Annotated in this window: 11 protein-coding genes; 4 read left to right on the top strand and 7 right to left on the bottom strand. The window is 54.3% G+C overall.

Features of this window, described 5'->3' with window-relative positions:
- Positions 1-167: 167 nt before the first annotated feature.
- Together ACYVHX_RS19810 and ACYVHX_RS19805 are read right to left on the bottom strand one after the other, a co-directional pair.
- A complete protein-coding gene (locus ACYVHX_RS19810; protein ID WP_460673417.1) occupies positions 168-2,621 on the bottom strand; it encodes a TonB-dependent receptor in 2,454 nt (817 codons plus the stop codon).
- 331 nt (positions 2,622-2,952) lie between these two features.
- Positions 2,953-4,527 (bottom strand): FG-GAP repeat domain-containing protein, encoded by a 1,575-nt coding sequence (locus ACYVHX_RS19805; protein WP_460673416.1) that lies wholly within the window; start codon positions 4,525-4,527, stop codon positions 2,953-2,955.
- 296 nt (positions 4,528-4,823) lie between these two features.
- Here ACYVHX_RS19805 and nadE point away from each other — a divergent pair, with 296 nt between their 5' ends.
- From nadE to ACYVHX_RS19790, 3 genes are all read left to right on the top strand, one after another.
- Complete coding sequence (nadE, locus tag ACYVHX_RS19800) at positions 4,824-6,848, top strand: NAD(+) synthase (protein WP_460673415.1); 2,025 nt, start codon at positions 4,824-4,826, stop codon at positions 6,846-6,848.
- 194 nt (positions 6,849-7,042) lie between these two features.
- Positions 7,043-8,614, top strand: coding sequence for a carbohydrate-binding domain-containing protein (locus ACYVHX_RS19795; RefSeq protein ID WP_460673414.1), 1,572 nt, complete (start codon positions 7,043-7,045; stop codon positions 8,612-8,614).
- Between the two features lie 114 nt (positions 8,615-8,728).
- Positions 8,729-9,607, top strand: coding sequence for a DMT family transporter (locus tag ACYVHX_RS19790; RefSeq protein WP_460673413.1), 879 nt, complete (start codon positions 8,729-8,731; stop codon positions 9,605-9,607).
- 3 nt (positions 9,608-9,610) lie between these two features.
- Here ACYVHX_RS19790 and ACYVHX_RS19785 read toward each other — a convergent pair whose 3' ends face one another.
- On the bottom strand, positions 9,611-11,041 hold the full coding sequence (locus tag ACYVHX_RS19785; protein WP_460673412.1) for a M56 family metallopeptidase: 1,431 nt from the start codon (positions 11,039-11,041) through the stop codon (positions 9,611-9,613).
- The gene (locus tag ACYVHX_RS19780; RefSeq protein WP_460673411.1) at positions 11,031-11,420 is read right to left on the bottom strand and encodes a BlaI/MecI/CopY family transcriptional regulator; all 390 of its coding nucleotides are present in this window, start codon (positions 11,418-11,420) and stop codon (positions 11,031-11,033) included. The genes ACYVHX_RS19785 and ACYVHX_RS19780 overlap by 11 nt, the downstream gene beginning before the upstream one ends.
- A gap of 266 nt (positions 11,421-11,686) precedes the next feature.
- Here ACYVHX_RS19780 and ACYVHX_RS19775 point away from each other — a divergent pair, with 266 nt between their 5' ends.
- Positions 11,687-12,739 (top strand): hypothetical protein, encoded by a 1,053-nt coding sequence (locus ACYVHX_RS19775; protein WP_460673410.1) that lies wholly within the window; start codon positions 11,687-11,689, stop codon positions 12,737-12,739.
- Positions 12,740-12,828: 89 nt separating this feature from the next.
- Here the strand turns inward: ACYVHX_RS19775 and ACYVHX_RS19770 are convergent, their stop codons facing one another.
- The 3 genes from ACYVHX_RS19770 to ACYVHX_RS19760 all read right to left on the bottom strand — a co-directional run bounded on the left by ACYVHX_RS19770 (position 12,829) and on the right by ACYVHX_RS19760 (position 18,428).
- Positions 12,829-13,398: a phosphonate degradation HD-domain oxygenase gene (locus ACYVHX_RS19770; RefSeq protein WP_460673409.1), complete on the bottom strand. Its 570-nt coding sequence runs from the start codon at positions 13,396-13,398 to the stop codon at positions 12,829-12,831.
- A gap of 113 nt (positions 13,399-13,511) precedes the next feature.
- Positions 13,512-14,993 (bottom strand): SusD/RagB family nutrient-binding outer membrane lipoprotein, encoded by a 1,482-nt coding sequence (locus ACYVHX_RS19765; RefSeq protein WP_460673408.1) that lies wholly within the window; start codon positions 14,991-14,993, stop codon positions 13,512-13,514.
- Between the two features lie 111 nt (positions 14,994-15,104).
- A complete protein-coding gene (locus ACYVHX_RS19760; RefSeq protein ID WP_460673407.1) occupies positions 15,105-18,428 on the bottom strand; it encodes a SusC/RagA family TonB-linked outer membrane protein in 3,324 nt (1,107 codons plus the stop codon).
- Positions 18,429-18,789 lie beyond the last annotated feature (361 nt).

The raw sequence follows: 18,789 nt of genomic DNA, 5'->3' as shown, positions 1-18,789 counted from the left end.
CAAACAATATTTTGAATTTGATTGTTGGTACACTATTTTTAGAAAACGAAAAAGCCACTCCACAAGGTGGGAATGGCTTTCTGCTTTCTTAACCTAAACTAATTATCTATTAGAGTAACGGCGGATCGGTGGAAAACTGTCCGCCGTTTGCTTTATTTAACGTTTATTTAATTGTTTCCGCCCCCGGCACGATTGCGTTCAGATTCCGTACTGGTGCTCCGCTGGCGGGCGGCTTTCACGTTCTGGTTGCCGAAACGATACGTAAACGTCAGACGGGCAATCCGGCTTTCCCAACGCGCCCGAATTCTGAAATCGATATCCTGATACTTGGCGTATCCCTGGAATTTATTCAGCCAGAAGGGGTCGTTGACGTTCAGTTTCAGCGTCGCTTTCTTGTTCATCAGGGTTTTCTGCACACCCAATCCAAAGGCCCCCTGGGGTTGCGACGTATAAAAACCGTAGATATTTTTTGAGTTATACCAGCCGAAAACCTCGGCAGTGAACCCTTTCGGCAGGACAAAGTTCTGTGAAGTATAAACATTAAAGGAAACAAAGTCGACATTATACTGTGCTCCCAGGTACGGAGAGTCGTATTTATTATAAAAAATGTTGACGTTGTTCTGCATATTCCACCATTTGGTCACCGCCACCGGGAAACTCATCGTCAGGTTCACATTATCCAGCGTCGCCAGGTTGTCCGTCGTCACGTAGGTGATGTTTTCTTCCGGAATCTGGCCCGGCACTTCCTGCACGATAACGTCGGTGGTGCGGCTGTAGCCCAGCGTGGTCGAAAATTTGCCTTTGTAAACGTGCGTCAACTGAACCGAATTGGTGAACTGCGGTTTCAGGTACGGATTCCCCTGCTGGTAAGTGTACGGGTCCAGATAAAACCGGAACGGGTTCAGGTTCTGATAGTTCGGGCGGTCGATCCGGCGGCTGAACGACAGATTCAACACGTTGTTGGTGTCGAGTTGGCGCGAGACAAAAACCGTCGGAAACAGGTTGGTGTAATCCCGGTCAACAACTTTGTTCAGCGTCAGCGAGTTACCGCGGGAGAACGTGTGCTCCAGCCGCAGCCCCGCCTGTACCGTCGTTTTCCGGCCCAGTTTCCCCGCGTAGTTCACGTAAGCCGCGTTGATGTTTTCGGTGTATTGAAACCGGTTGCTCTGCCCCGGATTCACCACCCAGCGGCCATCCACATAGTCTTCGTACACCAGGTTGTTGTCGGACTGAACCGAACTGCTTTTCACCCCGGCTTCAAACTTCGCTCCTTTTTTCAGGGGATGCACATAATCCGATTTGAAAGCCCAGATGTCAATGGTCGACGGCATGTCGTTCCGAACCAGGGCCGCCGGTTGCGCAATGCTGTCGTTGGCGTTCCGGTAGGTCGTGTTCAGGTTATTGTACGAGTCGCCGTTGAACCGCGAATAATCGAGGTCGGCGGTCAGCTCGCGGCCTTTGCCGTCGAAATCATACTTGTAGTTTACATTCCCGGTCACGTTCGACCACTTGTTTTTCACCGAAACGGCGGTCGTCGGTTTCAGCGTGATCTGCCCCTGCTCGTTCCGGATCACGGCATTGTTGACCCCGTTGGGCTGCTGCCAGTCGTTGATAAAACCGGTCGCCAGAACACCAATCGTGCTTTTCTTATTGATGAAATAATCAACCCCGGTCCGGAACGTATGCCCGTCGAAGCGGTTGGGGCGGTACGATTTCTGATCGAAATAAGTCACCGTGCCGTTGTACGGAATCACCCGGTTGAGTTCGTTTTCCTGAAACCGGCGGTTGTGGAAGTAACTGTAGTTGCCAAAGGCGTTGATCTTGCCGACGCGGTGGTTCAGGTTCAGGCTGGCATTCGCTTTCTCAAAGCGCCCGTAGCCGACACCCGCAATGGCCGTTCCGTTGGTTCCGAAGTTCTTGTTTTTCTTCATTCGGATGTTGATGATCCCCACGTTTCCGGCCGCATCGTATTTGGAGGATGGGTTCGTGATAATTTCGATTTTCTCGATGTTATCACTCGGCGTATTTTTCAGCAGGTTAGCCACCTCCTGACCCGACAGGTACGTCTGTTTCCCGTCAATCATCACGATCACACCGGATTTGCCTTTTAATTGGATGTTATCATTCTGGCGGTCGATGGTTACGCCCGGTGCCTTTTCCAGCACTTCCAGGGCCGTGTTGCCACTGGCCACGATGCTGTTCTCGACGTTGACAACGGTCCGGTCGATTTCCTGCTCGATGAACGGTTTTTTCGCCACTACCTTTACTTCGTTCAGGCTTTTGGCTTCTTCCACCATCGTCAGCGTTCTGACCTGCACCTCCGGATTGGCCGCGTCGATCGTAAACGGATCGGAATATACTTTTTTGTAGCCAACCAGCGATGTGGCCACCCGATAACCGCCCTCGGCGACATTATCAAGTTCATACTGGCCCTTGTCGTTGGTCACAACGCCCTTAACCAGCGTGGAGTCTTTGGCTTTTAAGAGGAGAATGGTAACAAATTCAGAGGGTTTTTGAGCCGGGTCGATAACCACCCCGCGCACTTTGCCTTTGGTGGGATTCTGGGCGATGGCAGAAGTCAGAAACAGCCATGCACACACGGCAGTGATAAACGTTTTCATGAGTTAGTAGTAGGTTGTTGTTTACTCCGGTACGTGTTCAAAAGTGTTGTTTACTGTTCGGCTCCCTAAAGAGTACGTGGCAAAATTAGGTAGTGTGCATTACATAGAACCTGATCTTACACAGATGGTCATTTTGCAATGATGACTGGTAAACGGGCGGTTTTTCACGGGGCCAGTTGTCACGTAGTGATGCAAAGATGAGCCAGCACGTTGCACGGTTCAACTAAAAAAGTGTGGACTGGCTATAATCAGGGACAAAAGAGCGAAAAGTAATTCTGAACCGCTTTAGGCTATTCGGCGAAAAAAACCGGCAAAAACCGCCCCGTGAAGGCTAGCGGGTCGTATTTTCCAGAACAACGACCGATGGACCGGTTTTCAGCCATTTTTCACCGAGTCCGCTGGTGTCACCCTGCGGGGTAAAATACACAAACGACCCTAAAACTAAATCTACATCACCGTCGGCATCCATGTCGCCGGCATCCATGACAACCCACCTCCCTTTCGGGGCTTCGGGAAACGAATAATCGTCAAATTTCAGGTTTCCCTTATTCTTCAGATAAATAAAGCTTTCTTCCGGGTAGCGGGCGTAGTCCGGAAAAAACGAAATGGCCGCGATGTCCAGATCACCATCCAGATCATAATCGCGTACCATCGCCTTGTAGGCGCCATTCAACGGATAGAAATACGCCTGTTTGAAGTTGGCTTTTCCGTCGTTCAGAAAAATATAAATACCGTGGGATTTCTTTAGAATCGGGGTTTTGTCCGCATTGTCGCCACTGACATAGACGATATCATCAAAACCGTCTTTGTTAAAGTCGGCCAGCTCCAGATGCTGCGACCCGTTGAGGGGCAGGAAGGTCAGCAATCGTTTTTCCCGAAATACCCCCGATCCCTGATTTTCGTACAGAAAAACGCCTTCGTCACCCTGGGCCATCAGCACATAAAGATCCGGCAGCCCGTCGTGGTTGGCATCTCTGATAATGGCCGTGATGGCACCCGGTTTTTCCCGCAAAATCCGGCGGTCGTAGCCCCCTCTTCCGTTGTTTTTGTACCAGGCCAATTGCCCGGTCTGATTCCCAAATTCACAGGCCACGACATCTTCGGCCCCATCTGTATCCAAATCGCCAAAGGCCATAAAAACCGGTCGCCGTAAACCGGGAATCGCCACATTGCCCAGTTTGTAACCAAGTTCCGAGCCGTTTTTCACCCACCGCAACAGGGCGCCATCGGGGGCGTCATTCGGAAAAATGCCTTTTCCGACCGTCGTGATGTAGAGGTCGCTTGCTTTTTCATCAAACTGAATCGGGGTAGCGCCCAGTCCCATGCTGTAATTCTCTTTCAGATCGGGCGTTAGAAAGGTTAAAACATTGCGGGCTCCTTTGCCATCATTGAACACGATGCCCCGCTTATCGGGAAGAATTTTGACCAGCGTGGTCAGGGCGGGCCGGTGCGAAAAGGCGGTTTCCCGGTACCTGAAATGGGGCAGCCCGATCCGGATTTTAGTCGGGCGAAGGGGCGGCAGGATGGTGTCCGGCGCGTTCTCCAGGTAATACTTTTCGATTTTGCGCCAGTCTTCCAGGGCCAAAACCGGCTTTTCCGGATAAATTCCGGCGTTTCGGACCAGGGTGCCGCTCAGGCCGGGATCAAACAAACTATCGGGTCTTGCGCCACTGCTGTAGATTCCCATGCGGTGCCCCATGGCCGGAAGCACATCGCGCCAATTGGTTTTGGACAGCAGTTCGGGGCTCACAAAAGCGTGACAGCTGCTGCAGTGCGCCATCGCCAGCTCCTTCCCGGAGAGTGCCGAAACCGGCAGGGTCTCAAAATCCGTTTTATCAGCTTGTTTTTTGGCCGTACAGGCGCCGAGCAGGAACAGGAAAATCCAAACCGGGAGTCGTTGTCTCATGCACAAAATAACCGAATTCGGGCGATTGACAGCGAATAGAGGCTGGCACTTTTTTTTGCCCGCCGGCAGCCGGGCCGACAACCGGAAAAAACCGGGTTTGCCGTGGCAGTCGTTGAAGTGCCCAGCTCACTCGGTTTTTTTACCGGAATCAGGCCATAACCGTTAATTTGCGGTTCTTACCCTAAAAACCGGCCAACTTTCGGTTTTCAAAATGCGTTTCAGTAAATGAGAGCCCTTGCTTTGAAAACCGTTGCCGGTCCATTGAACCGAAACCTGACTAAAACAGAACCCCATCTATGAAGCTGATAAAAGTTGCCGCCGGTGTTGTCAACCAGATCCCAATGGCCTGGGAACACAACCGCCGGACAATCATCGACGCCATTGAAGAAGCTAAAAAACAGGAAGTCAGCATCTTATGTTTACCCGAATTGTGCATCACGGGTTACGGCTGCGAAGACATGTTCTATTCGCACGAGCTGATCGAGCAGGCCAAACAAAGTTTACTGGAGATTGTGCCCCATACCGACGGGATCATTGTCGCCCTCAGCCTGCCGCTGCGCCTGACCAACAACCGCACCTACGACACGGCCTGCCTGATTGCCGACAAACGGATTCTGGGTTTTGTCTGCAAGCAGGTGCTGGCCAACAACGGCATTCACTACGAAACCCGCTGGTTTCAGCCCTGGACGGCCGGGGTGCGCGACGAAATCCAGATCGGCGAATTTGCGTATCCCGTCGGCGATCTGCTGTTCGATGTGTCGGGCGTAAAAATCGGTTTTGAGATTTGCGAAGATGCCTGGATTTCGAACCGGCCGGGCCGCAGCCTCCACGAACGGGGCGTTGACATTATCCTGAACCCGAGTGCCAGCCATTTTGCGTTCTACAAATCGCACGTGCGCGAACGGTTTGTGATCGACGGCTCGCGGGCGTTTGGGGTCAGTTACATCTACTGCAATTTGCTGGGCAACGAATCGGGCCGGGCCATCTTCGACGGCGACGCCATGATTGCGTCCAACGGTCAGTTGCTGGTGTCGGGGCCGCGTTTCAGCTACGCCGATCACCTGATCGTTACCGCCGTCATCGACGTGGACGATACCCGGCTGAGTCAGGTGCAGACCAAAGTCAACCTGGCGTACCTGTTTCCGAACCTGCGCGTGGCGGCCCAGTTTGATTTTCCGCGCGTCAAACCGGTGGTTCAGAAAGCCGAACTGGAGTATTGGGAACACGGCAATCATTTGAAGGAAGAAGAATTTGCGCGGGCGGTGGCGCTGGCGCTGTTTGATTACCTGCGCAAAAGCCGGTCGCACGGTTTTGTGCTGTCGTTGAGCGGGGGAGCCGATTCGTCGGCCATTGCGGCCCTGATTTCGCTGATGATCCGGATGGCCGACGAGAGCATCGGGCTGGATGAATTCAAAAAGAAACTGGGTTACATCAAAAGCATTCAGAAACTAAAAACCGTTGAAGAAATCTGCGGAGCCCTGCTGACGACCCTTTATCAGGGCACCGAAAACAGTTCGAAGGACACCTACGAGTCGGCCGAATCGCTGGCCAGGTCCATCGGAGCGACGTTCTACAACATCAACATCAACGGTTTGGTGGAAACCTACACCCAATTGATTGAGGAGCAGTTGGGTCGCAAACTGAGTTGGGATACCGACGATGTGGCCCTGCAAAACATTCAGGCGCGGGTGCGGGCGCCGAGTGCCTGGCTTTTGGCCAACATCAACAACGCGCTGCTGCTTTCGACCTCCAACCGCTCGGAAGCATCCGTCGGCTATGCCACGATGGACGGCGACACGGCGGGCAGCATCTCCCCCATTGCGGGCATCGACAAGCATTACCTGCGCGGCTGGCTGCGCTGGCTCGAAACCGTCGGCGTGGGCGGTACAATCAAAGTGGAAGGGTTGCGGAACGTGAACAACCTGCAACCAACCGCCGAACTGCGCCCGCTCGACAAAAAGCAAACCGACGAGGAAGATTTGATGCCGTACGATGTGCTGAACGCCATCGAGAAATTCGGCATTCGCGACAAGCTCTCCCCGAAGGAAGTCATGCAGCAGGTCGAGGTGGTGTTCGACGGACAGTACGACCGTGAGGTGCTCTACACGTCCGTCGACCGGTTTTTCCGGCTCTGGAGCCGCAACCAGTGGAAGCGCGAACGGTATGCACCTTCATTTCACGTTGATGATGAAAACGTGGACCCCAAAACCTGGTGTCGATTCCCGATCCTGAGCAGCGGTTTTGAAAAAGAACTCGCCGAGCTGAAGGAGTATGTCGAAGGCAACGAAGGCCGGGGCCGCAAGGGGAAAATTGGGTTTTAATCGGATCCAGGAATTTTAGTCCGTGAAAGCGTTGTCACTCGAAAGAAGGACGATGAACTTCACGGACTAAAGTTCTTAACTCCGGTTTCACCGCGACAAATCCATTCTTTACCTCAAATTTCCCGGTCAGAGCAACGTTTGCCGGTTGGTCGGCGTATTACTCAGTAGAAAACCGAGTAAAACACGACACCCCAATGAATTACATTTTTTTTAAACGACGCTCCATCGGACGGCTTACGGCTTCCTTTCTGCTGGCCGCGACCCTCCTCTCCTGCTCCAAAGAAAGCGACGACCTAATACCGGGAACCAGCACCGGAACGGGCAATGGTACCACCACCAGCAGCTCTATTTCCATCGACAGCGTGGCCACCGTTTCGGCCAAAGTTGAGGGCAATACCGGCAAAGCCGCTAATGAAGAAGATATCCTGGCTAATTCCACGTTTTCCTCGACGGTCGCGATCGCGTTTGGCAGTTCCGTTGCCATCACGAATCCGCTGGCGGATAAAGGCGTCACCATTACGCAAGCCAACGGCGATGTCGTCATCACCTCAACCGTGGCCGAAGTGGCTTACGTGCTGTCGGGAACGACTTCGAACGGTTCCGTCAAGATTTACAGCGATAAGAAGTTCAAGCTGACGCTCAACGGGGTTACCATCACGAACAACGACGGGCCGGCCATCAACATTCAGTCCAGCAAACGGGCGTTTGTGGTGCTGGCGGACAACACGACCAACACCCTGACCGACGGGGCGACGTATACGCCCAGCGGCACGGAAGACATGAAGGCCACGCTGTTCAGCGAAGGGCAACTGATTTTCAGCGGCAACGGCAGCCTGAACCTCACCGGAAAAACCAAACACGCCATTTGCAGCGACGATTACGTCCGGGTGATCAGCGGGACCATCACGGTTTCGGCGGCTGCTTCCGACGGCATTCACACCAACGACGCCTTCATTGCCGACGGTGGCACGTTCAACATCACCACCTCGGCCGACGGCATTCAGTGTGAAGAAGGGTACGTGGTTATCAACAACGGCACGTTCACGATCAACGTTGCCGACAAGGCCCTGACGGCCTCGTACGATACCGACAACACCATCGATCCGTACATGACCATCAACGGCGGCACGTTTACCATCAATTCGACGGCGGGCGAGGGCATCGAAAGCAAAAGCACCCTGACGATCAACAACGGTACGTTTGTGATCAAAACCGCCGACGACGGCATCAACGCGGGCAAAGCCATCTACATCAACGGTGGAACGATTTATTCGTATGCAACGTCCAACGACGGCATCGACTCCAACGGCCCGCTCACGGTAACCGGCGGCAAAATCGTCTCGGTCGGGGCCGCATCGCCGGAAGAAGGCTTCGACTGCGACCGCAATACGTTCAAAATAACCGGGGGAATTCTGGTCGGCATCGGCGGAGCCAGCAGCGTTCCCACGGCCAGCGTCAGCACCCAGCCCTCCGTTTTGCTCGGGGGCAGCACCGCCAATCAACTGATTCACATCCAGTCCAGCGACGGCACCGAAACGCTGACGTTCCAGATTCCGAGGAATTACTCAACGATGCTGTTTTCCAGTCCGAAACTCAAAACCGGTCAGACGTACAAGCTCATCACCGGCGGCAGTGTAACGGGCGGAACAAACGTCAACGGCCTGTACACGAGTGGAACGTATGCCGCCGGCACGCAGTCCTCCACCTTTACCGCCAGCAGCATGGTCACTCAGGCGGGCGGCAGCAGCGGCCCCGGAGGCCGCTAACGAAGACAACCGGCCCATTCTAAACCATCCCCGGAAAAGAGCCGCATTCGGTCGTTTCCGGGGATTCTTTTTGCGTTCGGTTTTCAAACGGGAAGTTCGCCCTACCTTTGCGGCATGAAATTCGTTTTACCCGGTTTGCTCTTTGCCGCCCTCTGGGCTTCCGCATCGGCCGCCACCAAATTCGGTGTGCTGTCGGCCGACCCGCTCCTGCTCGCCCAAACCCGGTTTCTGATTGCCGGACCGCTCATGCTGTTCGTGGCCTACGGGATTCAGCGCAGCCCGTTGCCCAACCGCACCGAATTCAAGCGCCTGACCCTTTTTGCGCTGCTCAACACCACCATCTACCTTGGCGCGTTCGTGCTGGCGCTCCGGCTGGTATCGGCCGGAATTGGCAGCCTCTCCACCGCGACCAGCCCGCTGTTCATCGCCTTGATTTCGGCGGTTTGGCTCCGGCGGCCCACCCGCTGGTACGAAGCCGCCGGCATTGCCCTCGGCATGAGCGGTATTGGGCTGGCGACGTATCCGCTCCTTCAGAATAGTTATGCCACCATTCCGGGTTTGCTGATCCTGCTGGTCGGAATGGTCTCCGTTTCGGCGGCAACGGTGTATTACGCCCAGTTTACGTGGCGGCTGCCTAACCTGGTCATCAATGGGTGGCAGGTGCTCATTGGCGGGCTGTTGCTGTTGCCGTTTACCCTGATTTTCGCCGATTTTGACCATTCCCACTACGACACCCGGTTTTGGGGGGCGGTTTTCTGGCTCATCATCCCGGTTTCGGTCATTGCGTTGCAGCTTTGGTTCTACCTGGTTCGGGCCGACGCCGTTCAGGCATCGCTCTGGCTGCTGCTCTGCCCGATTTTTGGCTTTGCCTATTCCGCCGTTTTGCTCGATGAACCCTTAACCCTCTACACCTACGTGGGCACGGCGCTGGTGCTGGCGGGCCTGTATCTGGCGCAGCGCGACAAGTTTCAGAAAGGCCGGAAAACCGCCTGAACGTTACGGTTTTTCAACCAGCGTAAACTCCAGGTTAACGGTGCCGTGGTCGAAATCAGGCAGGGGATTGATGCCGATGGTTCCCGGTTTGAAGTGGCCCGATTCGGCCAGGATCTGCTGCGATTTGATGAGTTGGGAGCGGTTGAACAGCTCACCCGGCCGAACGGTAATCGTTTGGGCCAGTTGTGCGGCAGAGACGTGTTGATTGCCTTTAAAGGTCACCTTCCCCGTCCTGAACGGTTTTCCTTCAGAAACCTGTAACACCAGATTGACCCGGTCGCCCACCCGGTTTTCGCTGACCTCCACGTTAAAAAACAAATAGCCGTTGTCCATGTACAGCGAAGCCACGTCCGTTCCCGCCTGATTGATCAGCCGATCCGCAAACACCTTCTTGTCGTACCGGTCGCCCGGCTGCATGCCCAGAACGTTGGTCAGGCGCTCGGCGGAAAAAACCGTATTTCCTTTCCAGGTAATCTGACCAATGGGCAGGCCTTTTGCCGGTTTTGGTGCCTCGGTTTGGGCCACCGGCCGTTCCGGGGTATCGAAACAGGAATACGAAATCAGAAGAAGCGCCAGCAGGGGCAGAACAAGCAGAAATTTTAGCTTTTGCATGGGTTTGGACGGTTTTTGAGTGAGCATTTGAATACGGCGAAAAACCTGCTTGTCCGAGAACGTAGCCAGCAGGGGCTGGTTGGTTTGGGAAGTCAGTTTCAGCAGCAGATACCCGTATTGTTTCACCGTGCCGCAGGTCCGGGTCACGATGGCATCGACGGTGTATTCGTGAACCTGCCGGATGGAAACATGCAGGTACGCGACAAGGGGGTTGAACCAGAAAACCACGCCCGCCAGTTCGAACAGCAGCAAATCGAGCGTGTGGCGGTGCCGGACGTGCAGTTCTTCGTGCAGCAACACCTGCGCCTGCTCTTCCAAACTCAGCTTCTCATCGTCCGAATTGAGAAAAATCGCGCGCCAGAACGAAAACGTGGGCAGATCCGACTGAAAATAAACCGAATAGACGGGATTCTCTTCTACTTTCTGGTACGTCCGGAGCAGGCGAAAGATCGCAGCCAGGTTCCGGTAAAGCCGCCCGCTTTTATACAGAAAACCGGCCAGATACAAACCCAGCAAAAGCGGAGCGATCAGGTGCAGGCCGGCCCCGGTTTCGCCGGCCTGAACGGCCGGCGAAACCGTCATCGCGGCACGTCCGGAAAGACCGGGATCAAACCGGAACGCCAGCGCCGTCGGAACCGCCGAACTGACCAAACCGGCCGTGGGCACTGCGGGAACCAGGCCGCTGATGAACACGCTGGCCAGCAGGTAAGCCCGGTTCCAGTGAAAATGGGTCAGTCGGGAAAAGAACAGCCGATACGCCAGGGCAAAAACCGCCAGTGATACCGTTGCCTGAATCAGGTACGCAAAAAAGCTAATCAGCATGGTCGTCGCGTTTAGAAGCGGTTTCCGTCTGGTCGAGCAGGTACATAATCCGCTGAATTTCTTCCGGTTCCAGCTTTTCTTCGTTCACCATGAACGACACGATTTTTTCCGGTGATCCTTCAAAATAGTTGGCCAGAAAATTTTTAAAGGCCGATTTCCGGTAGGCCAGTTTCGAAACCGCCGGGAAATATTCGTGGGTTTTGCCGTAGGCTTTATGCCCCACAAATCCTTTTTTTTCCAGGATTCGAATCAGCGAGGAAATGGTATTGTAGGGCGGTTTGGGCTCCGGCATTTCGTCGATGACATCCTTGACAAATCCCTTCCGGATCGCCCACAGAATCTGCATCACCTTCTCTTCCGCTTTCGTTAATGGTTCCATGCAGCAAACGTACAACGGATAAATCAGTTATTCAACTATTTCATTCGTTAAATAACGTTAAAATACGTTAACGGTTAAAACCGGGTTTCTTTTTTCAGGCAAAAACCAAAGATTCCGGCGCCTGAAAACCAAAAAATCCGGATTGCTTTTCACGACCCTTTTCGAGCCAAAAAAATTATTCGTAAATCGCTAAAAATCAACAGAATACAACCCTAAAATAATTGCAAAAACCGGAACACGGCGAAACGGTTTTTTGTTCTATTTACATGAACACGAACACAGAAAATACGATGAACACGGAAGGCAAATTGGTCCCGTTTACACCGGGGCAATCCTCGGACGAAACCTGGCGGAAATCCATTCCGGCTCAGGTATTTCTGAATCACTTTTTTGCAATTGATTTCCACATTCAGCGGCAGGACGACCTGTTCGATCTGGCTCGTTTCCCGCTGTTTCAGGATTTTGCGCCGGCCGTTTCTGCCGAACAGCAGAAGGCCCTGGAAAAGCTGTTGCTCAACAGCTGGAGTGCCGAATACGCGCTCCGGATCACCCCGGTGGTCAATGATAACCAGTACCTGCAAAGTTCGCTGCACTGGACATTCCCGCAGGCGTATTACAGCGTTCTGTTCAGCGTACGGGCGTTTCTTCATACGATGGGCGAACCCGTCAGCAACGAAGAGATCATCCGCCGGCGCATTGGCAACATGGTGGTTCGGGGTTATTATCCGGCTTCCGTCGGTTTTTATGCCTCCGGTCCGCTGAATAACTACCGGACGATGCGGCTCCCGCTGGCGAAATTTGACATTACGAAACCGGACCTGACGTTGCCTTCGCGCGAGTCGGCGGCCCAGATCGAAATCGCCCAGTTTCTGAAAACCTCCCGCGACCGGCGCATCAAAGCGTTGCGGCAGGCCATTCAGAACAACCCGAAAACGGCGCTGCGCAGCGCCAAAACCGGCAAGGTGCTGCAGAAATTCGGGCAGGAGCAATACAAACAACTGGGCAAACAAATCGGGTACACCACGTATTTCGACGCCCTGAGTCGCCTGCGGATTTCGTCGAACAACCGCGAAATTGAGCGGTTTGTCGAGTCGGAGATCGATGTCCGGTTATTTCACGAAAGTTTAGTAAAGATTGTTTCACACATCAATGCCGTTCACGAAGCGTACATTGCCAAGGCATTGGGTATTCAGGGCTACAAGCAGTTGATTGCGAAACTGCCATCGTACCTTCAGGAGGGTTTTCTGCGGGAACGCCTGCAAAACGTCATCGAGCCGATGCTGGAATCGGGCGAACAGACGCTGCGCCTGGCGGCTTAATTCAGTCCGCATTCAGTATAGATCAAAAAGCCCCGCCGGATTTCGGCGGGGCTTTTGCTTGTCAGACCGATGAGGTTTCCAAGACCTCATCAATCTCTTTTTTCGAGGTAGCGTTTGCAGATTTCCAGGTACTGACCCACCGGCGGCATTTCCAGATCGGTTTCTTTGGCCAGTTCATCCCAGCCCCGCACCTGCAAAATGCCCCGGAAATACGGATTTTGCTCAAACGCCTGCGCTTCGGCTTCCGTCATCGGACCGCCCTGAAATTCCAGGGTTTTCAGGCTTGCTTCCGAGAGTTTATTAAAATAGGCCGGATGTTTGTAAGTCAGGTAGCGTTTGGCGTTGACGTGGTGTTCGATCAGTTGCGCCACTTTCTCCGAAAAACCGCGTTTGCGCAACCAGTCGGCCCCCAGCTTTTCGTGATCGACGCGGCCGTAGTCATCCATGTGGTCTTCCGCCAGATCGGACGGCAGCAAGTGCCCAATGTCGTGCAGAAAAGCCGCAATAACGGTTTCGTCGTCGGCGCCGGCGCGTTCGGCCAGCATCGCCGATTGCAGCATGTGCTCCAGTTGCGAAACCGGTTCACCGTAGTAATCATCCGAACCGTGCTTCTCAAACAGCGCTGTAAGTTCAGAAATCGTCTCCTCGGGATTTGTCATTTTCATTGAGCGAATGAGTGATTGAGTGATTGCGTGAACAGCTGCCGCGATCAGAAAAAGCGCGATCTTCGATTCTATTCACTCAATCACTCATTCGCTCATTCACAATTAAATTATTTGTCCCACCATACCAAGGTGTTAATGTCATTCGGGCCCTGGCGCTGGACGGCTTCGTCGACGGACGGTTTGTTCAGGCTCAGCTCCGAACTCGGATACTGAAACCGCACCGGCACCTTGTTACCGTTCAGGTTCGAGGGACCCGGTGTAATGGCCGGAATGCCCGTCCGGCGCCAGTCGAACCAGGGTTCCAGCCCGTTGTAAAATAACGCAATCCATTTCTGAGTTCCAATCAGTTCCAGGGCTTTTGCTTCCGAGAAAACCACGTTCGGCTGCGCCAGATACCCCGCCGGAACGTCCAGGGCGTAGTAATTAAAAGATGCCGTCACCCCTTTCTCGTAGTACGCTTTGGCATCGCCGGTAATCATCTTTTTCTGGGCCGCTTCGGCCAGAATGAACTGCAGTTCGGCGTAGGTCATGATAACGCCCTTGGCGATGTTCAGGTTGCCATCCGTTGGCGTGCCAAAACCATCGATGTAGTAATTACCGCCGACGCGCGAAACGTTCTGGGCACCACCGTTGTAGGTCAGGGCCGAATTGTCGTCCAGTCCGTTCGGAACGCCCACGTAAGCCGGTTTTCCGGCGGCCACCGACGCCACCGTTGGGCGGGCAAAAATGCCGAGTCGCGGGTCGTTGAGCTGGGTCAGTTTGTCGCCCAGCGTTTTGCTCAACCGAAACTCGTCGAACGATCCCACCCGCGACGTATACAGCGGAAATTGATTCGGTACGGTCGGCAAATACCGCAACGCTGCATTATCGGCATTGGAAGCAAAAACCGGGGTTGCCGTCGGATTGCTCACGATGGCCTGCAGGTCGGCTTTCACATCCCGTTTGTTCGAAATCCGCATCAAATACCGCAGCCGCAGCGAATTGGCCATTTTTTTCCACTTTGTCACATCCCCGCCAAACAGAACATCGCCGTTGACGCTCCCGTTTTCCGGCGCCAGCAAGGCGCTGGCATCGGCCAGATCTTTCAGAATCCCGTTGTAAATGGTTTCCTGGGTGTCGTATTTCGGAAAATACGCCTTGTCTTTGCCTTTGGTGGCCTCGGTATAGGGCGCATCGCCGTACGCGTCCGTCACCAGCGACATCATCCACGACTTCATGATCAGGGCCACCGCCTGGTAATTTTTCTGAACCGGCGACGAGTTGGTGGCAATGGTGTACATATTCTGGACCTCGCGCAGGGTCGAGTAGGTCGTGTTCCAGATGCCGTTCTGTTCGCCCCACAAATAGCGGTCTTCGTTCACGAACTGGATTTTGGCCGTGTACTGCATCACGCTGTTGCCGATGCCCCAGGCCGTTCCCATGTTCTCGTTGACCGTCGAGCGAATGATGTTCGGCAGGAGCAAATCCGGCGTCACGCTGTTCGGCACGTTCGGGTTGGTGTTGACCTCCTCAAAATTGTTGTCGCAGGAAGTGCCGGCCGCGATCAGCAGCGTCAGACAGGCGAACAACTGGATATATGTTTTTTTCATGAATCTGGCAGTTTTGGAATTAGGCTGACTGATTAAAACGGGTTGGATGATTTTCAAAATCCGGATAAACCGCCCTTTGACCCCCTGAACCCGTATGAATCAGTCGGCTTTTTAAAGATTAAACGACAGGTTGACGCCGTAATTCCGGGCCGATGGAATGGCCACAGACTCAGCACCCGGGATGACCGTTCCGCCCGAAACCGACGACGTTTCGGGATCGATGTGCGGCACCTTCGTCCACAAAAACAGGTTGCGACCTACCAGCGAAAGCGTCACGTTGCGGAAAGGCATTTTCTTGCCCATGATGCGGTTCGGAATCGTATAGCCCAGCTTCACTTCACGCAGTTTGGTGAACGAGGCATCAAAAATGGCGTCTTCCAGCACCCGGCGGCCCAGCGTAAACGCCGAATGCCACTCGCGGGCCGAAATCCGGCGCTGGTTTTCCGTAAACTGCCCTTCACCGGTTTTCTGCACGCCCGGCACCACGTAATAGGTTCCTTCCGGCGCATTCGTAAATTCCTTGTCCACCGAGTTGTCGTAATAACCCGTCTCGCGTCCCTGCAAGGTTTCCACCAACTGACCGGCCTCCCGTCCCACTACGTAGGTGTGTGAATACACTTCGCCCCCCTTCCGGATGTCGAACAGGAAACTCAGGTTGATGCCTTTGTAGGTAAAGGAATTGTTGATGCCCGCCAGCCAGTCCGGGTTATAGTTGCCCAGTTTCTGCAGGGTGTTCGTTGAAATGGGCCGACCGTCGGCGGTGATAACCATTTTGCCAACGTTCTGGCCGGTGGGGTCGTAATACGGGCTTTGCGGGTCGCTGCTCACGCGCTCGTAGGCATAGCCATACATATCGCCCATGCGCTCGTTGACGCGGGCCTGCACCGAGAAATACCGGTCGGCCAGCTCGTAGGTCGAAACGCCGTCGGCCAGTTCCAGCACCTTGCTGCGGTTGCGCGAGAAGTTCACATTCATGTCCCAGCGAAAACCGGCATTATCCAGCCGAACGGGCGTCAGGTTCAGCATAACCTCGATCCCGCTGTTCTGAATCCGGCCGGCGTTCTGCACAATCTGGCTGTAGCCGGTCGTCCCCGACAAGGGCAGGAAAATGATCTGGTTGCGGCTGATCGTGTTGTAATACGTAAAATCCAGACCCACCCGGTTTTTCAGGAAGCGGATATCAAAACCGTATTCCTGCGAACTGCTGATTTCCGGTTTCAGACTCAGGTTCGGAATCCGCGTCGATTCGCTGAAGGTCGGCGTTGTTCCCCAGGGCGTTCCCGGGTTGTAGGGCTGCGAAAACTGGTACGGTTCCGTGTCATTCCCGACCTGCGCATACCCCGCCCGCAGCTTGGCAAACGATACCCAGCCCGGCAGCTTCACCCAATCGCTCACCACGGCGCTCAGCGTTCCCGACCAGTAGAAATACGAATTATCGGCGGCTCCCACCGCGCCGGTCGGCAGGGTCAGCGTGCTCGACCAGTCGTTGCGGCCCGTTAGCTCCAGCGTCAGTTTATCCTGGTACGTCAGTTGGCCCGACGCAAACAGACTGTTGATCCGGCGCTCCGACAGGTTTTGCGAATACTCCAACGGCACCCGGCTGTTGTTCAGGCTGTAGACGCCCTGAACCGTCAGCTGGGGAGCAAAATTATCGATGTAATCGTAGGTGTTCAGCCGCTGGTTGCCACCCGCCGTTCCGCTGAGCGTGAACGAATCGTTGAGCCGCTTATCGACCAGAAACAACAGGTCGGTGTTGCGTTCCAGCGTTTTGACGGCTTCCCGGCGGTACGAACCGTACGGATACCGCTGCGTGCTGAACGCCCGTTGCCGCACCCGGAGTTCATCCTGGTAATCGACCTGCGTCCGACCCTGCACCGACAACCAGTCCAGGAGTTGGTACGACAGCGTGACGTTCCCGATCACCCGGTTTACGTCCTGGCCGTTCGTATTCTCGTACAGGTTAAAGTACGGGTTGTCGTGGTAGTTGTAGTTAAAGTTGAACTGCTGAATATTTTCCAGACCCGGCTGCCAGTAATTCCGCATCGACGCCATGTCGATGTGACGCCCCCACCAGCAGTTCAGCAGGTACATGATGTTTTCGGTTCCGTAGCTCAGGTTCGGGCGGTTGTCGCTGTGGTTACGGATATAACTCACGTTCGTGCGGGCCGTAAACCGGTCGGTCAGTTTGTAACCGGCGTTGACGTTGAAGGTGTTCCGGGTCAGATCGGTGTTCGGCACGAAGCCTTTCTGATCCAGATTGGTGAACGATAAGCGAAAATCGCCCTTGTCGTTGCTGCCCGTTACGGCGACGTTGTTGGTCAGGATGCGACCGGTTTCGAAGAAATCCCGGATGTTGTTCGGATGCGCAACAAACGGCGTTGGCGTTGCCACCCCCGGTCCACCCGGCACTCGCGTATCCCCGGCGCGGAAGCCTTTGTCGGTGGGCGAATCGTGTTGCACCAGCAGCCGACCGTCCATTTTCGGTCCCCAGCTTTCATCGACGCCATCGCGCAAACCGCCCCCGGAACCGTCTTTAAAAGCAAACTCCCCGTTGAGGCCCTGCCCGTAGACGTTCTGGTAATCCGGCAGGCGCAGCACCGATTCAAAACTCAGGTTGGAGTTGACCGTCACGCCGATGCCTTTGGTTCCCTTTCCGCTTTTGGTCGTGATTACCACCACGCCGTTGGCCGCCCGTGAACCGTACAGGGCCGTGGCGCTGGCGCCCTTCAAAACCGTCATGGTTTCCACGTCGTCCGGATTGATAAAACCGGCTCCGTTGCCGTAATCGGCATCCTGGTTGTTGCGGCCCGACGAGCCCACGAAGTTGTTGTTGATTGGCAAACCGTCGATCACAAACAGCGGCTGATTGGCGTTGATGTTCAGCGACTTTTCGCCCCGGATCGTAACCCGTGACGAACCGCCGATCCCCGACGGACTGTTGACAACCGTTACACCGGCAATTTTGCCCGCCAGCTGACTGACCAGGTTGGTTTCCCGGGCCTGCGACAAAGCGGTGTTGTCGATTTTCTGCGTGACGTAACCGAGGTTACGCTGCTGTTTGGAAATCCCCAAAGCCGTGACGACCACTTCGTTCAAGGCCTGGGTGGAAGCGTTCAGGGTCACATTGATGGCGGTTTTGGTACCGACCGGAATTTCCTGAGCTTCAAAACCGATAAAGGAAAAAATCAAAACCGCCGACGGATTCGGCACGTTCAGCGAGTAGGTGCCGTCGTTCCGGGTGGTGGTGCCGGAAGTGGTGCCCTTGATGACGATGGAAACACCCGGCAGGTCCTGACCGGCTTCGGACGAAACCACCTTTCCGGTAATGGTTTGCGCCAGCAGCGGCAAGCCCAACAGCAAAACGGTCAGCGTCAGAAGGGCTCGACGACAACTGGACCTTCGCACGGCAGCGGAAAGAAGTAGCTTTTTTTTCATACGAGAAATGGGAGATGTTCCGGCAAGCGGAAGGGTTAAAAAATCGTACGGGATAGCGTTAATTCGTTGCAAAACCGCAAAGGTACCGGCCTCGTATTGCGTAATTGTTAAGCGACTATGAACTTTGTTGAAGCAGAGAGGAGAATATTATAAAATTTGCCTATTTGCATAATTTACAATACAAATTAGGATCAATAGTTCGAATATAAAAATTTTCTACCGACTATTTACTAAATAGCTAACAGGAATTAACGCGGAGAAAGCCGCAGATGTGTACTGCACCCAAAGCCGTTAACCAGAATTGGGGGGCATCTCGGGTAAAACGGGTTTGGGCAGACGCCGGGAATGGCCCGATAAACTA

Source organism: Larkinella ripae, from assembly GCF_054780775.1.
Note: the sequence above shows the minus strand (reverse complement) of the source record. Positions and strands in the feature narration are given on the sequence as shown.

Excerpts from the sequence above, each read along its gene's own strand:
- ACYVHX_RS19810 (WP_460673417.1), bottom strand. The coding sequence starts at position 2,621 with ATGAAAACGTTTATCACTGCCGTGTGTGCATGGCTGTTTCTGACTTCT.
- ACYVHX_RS19805 (WP_460673416.1), bottom strand. The coding sequence starts at position 4,527 with ATGAGACAACGACTCCCGGTTTGGATTTTCCTGTTCCTGCTCGGCGCC.
- nadE (WP_460673415.1), top strand. The coding sequence starts at position 4,824 with ATGAAGCTGATAAAAGTTGCCGCCGGTGTTGTCAACCAGATCCCAATG.
- ACYVHX_RS19795 (WP_460673414.1), top strand. The coding sequence starts at position 7,043 with ATGAATTACATTTTTTTTAAACGACGCTCCATCGGACGGCTTACGGCT.
- ACYVHX_RS19790 (WP_460673413.1), top strand. The coding sequence starts at position 8,729 with ATGAAATTCGTTTTACCCGGTTTGCTCTTTGCCGCCCTCTGGGCTTCC.
- ACYVHX_RS19785 (WP_460673412.1), bottom strand. The coding sequence starts at position 11,041 with ATGCTGATTAGCTTTTTTGCGTACCTGATTCAGGCAACGGTATCACTG.
- ACYVHX_RS19780 (WP_460673411.1), bottom strand. The coding sequence starts at position 11,420 with ATGGAACCATTAACGAAAGCGGAAGAGAAGGTGATGCAGATTCTGTGG.
- ACYVHX_RS19775 (WP_460673410.1), top strand. The coding sequence starts at position 11,687 with ATGAACACGAACACAGAAAATACGATGAACACGGAAGGCAAATTGGTC.
- ACYVHX_RS19770 (WP_460673409.1), bottom strand. The coding sequence starts at position 13,398 with ATGACAAATCCCGAGGAGACGATTTCTGAACTTACAGCGCTGTTTGAG.
- ACYVHX_RS19765 (WP_460673408.1), bottom strand. The coding sequence starts at position 14,993 with ATGAAAAAAACATATATCCAGTTGTTCGCCTGTCTGACGCTGCTGATC.
- ACYVHX_RS19760 (WP_460673407.1), bottom strand. The coding sequence starts at position 18,428 with ATGAAAAAAAAGCTACTTCTTTCCGCTGCCGTGCGAAGGTCCAGTTGT.